The following is a 1352-nucleotide window of genomic DNA, read 5'->3' as shown; positions in this document are numbered from 1 at the left end:
CACGGAGTGGGCGGCGCGGGTCGCTGTGCATCGGGAGCGGCGGCCGGGGTCTTGGCGTACGGCCGAGACGTGTGATCTGGTGCCGCTGCTCTCCGAGGGTGGGGCGCCGTTGTTGATCGACTGTCTGTCCTTGTGGCTGACGGATGCGATGGACTCCGTCGGGGCCTGGGATGACGCGGTGTGGGCGGAGGGTGGGGAGAAGGCGCTTCGGGAGCGGGTGCGGGAGCTTACGGAGGCGGTGCGGGGGGCTCGGCGGACTGTTGTCGCCGTGTCGAATGAGGTGGGGTCGGGGATTGTGCCGGCTACCGCGTCGGGGCGGCGGTATCGGGATGAGCTGGGGCGGTTGAATGCTGCGTTTGCCTCGGAGTGTGAGCAGGTGGTGCTGGTGGTGGCGGGGCAGGCGGTTGTGCTTCGTGGGTGAGTTCGCCCAAGGGGCTGCCGTGGATTGTTGTTGTGCGGCTGCGGGTTCGTTGTGGCTGGTCGCGCAGTTCCCCGCGCCCCTAAAGGGGCGCTTCCTTACGGGCGATGATCCGGTACGCGTTCGAATAGCGGGTGCGGCGTAGGGCCGGGGCCAGGATGTGGTCCAAGGTCCAGGCGACCGCTACCAGAGGTGCGCCCGCTCTTGCCAGGAACGAAGGGAGTAGGCGGGTCAGGGTCAAGGACGTCGTGGCCGCGATGTCGTAGGGGATGTGGGGGGCTCGGTGGTCCGTCGAGACGATCGTGCAGCCCTGGCGTTCCAGTTCGGTGCAGAGGGTGTCCATGGGCATCAGGTGCAGATGGCCCGGGCGGCTGTGGGGGATCCAGAGTCTGCCGAGGAGGATGGCGAACAGGCCGCGGGGGTTGGGGAGTTCGAGGAGGAGGTGGCCGCCGGGGCGCAGGACCGCGAGGGCGGCGCGGAGTTCGGCGGGCGGGTTCGGGGCGTGTTCCAGGTGGCGGAACATGCTGACGACGTCGTAGCGTGCGCGCAGGCGGGCGGTGATGCGGGGGTCGGTGAGGTGGCCGACGTGGGCTTCCTCCACCCGCTCGGCGACGCGGGCGTCCAGGACGCGGTGGGTGAGGTCCAGGCCGTCGAACGCCGTGTACGGGAAGAGTTCCTTGGCGGCCTCCGGGAAGCGGGCGAAGCCCGTGCCGACGTCCAGCCAGCTCTCCGGCTCGGGGAAGGGGAGCGCGGCGCGGGCGGCGGCTCTCAGCCGGCGGTACGGCAGCCGTGTGAGGCGTAGGTGCCGGGGGACGAAGCGCTGGTCCCGGCAGGCGGCGAGGGTGAACCCGCAGTCGGCGCGGTGTCGTTCGGAGGGTGCGGTCGCGGTCATGAGCGGCTCCCGGGCGCGGGGGCGTACGGCGGGGGCGTACGG

The 1352-nt window shown here is 71.2% G+C and carries 2 protein-coding genes; one reads left to right on the top strand and one right to left on the bottom strand.

Annotated features, from left to right (window positions below; translation table 11 throughout):
• Positions 1-421: bifunctional adenosylcobinamide kinase/adenosylcobinamide-phosphate guanylyltransferase (locus L0P92_RS44455; RefSeq protein WP_234768811.1), on the top strand; the 421-nt coding region annotated here is incomplete at its 5' end.
• Between the two features lie 79 nt (positions 422-500).
• Here the strand turns inward: L0P92_RS44455 and L0P92_RS44450 are convergent.
• Positions 501-1352: class I SAM-dependent methyltransferase (locus L0P92_RS44450; RefSeq protein WP_308289826.1), on the bottom strand; the 852-nt coding region annotated here is incomplete at its 5' end.

The organism is Streptomyces muensis (assembly GCF_021474425.1).
Classification (GTDB): domain Bacteria; phylum Actinomycetota; class Actinomycetes; order Streptomycetales; family Streptomycetaceae; genus Streptomyces; species Streptomyces muensis.
This window is presented reverse-complemented; position numbering and strand designations above follow the sequence as displayed.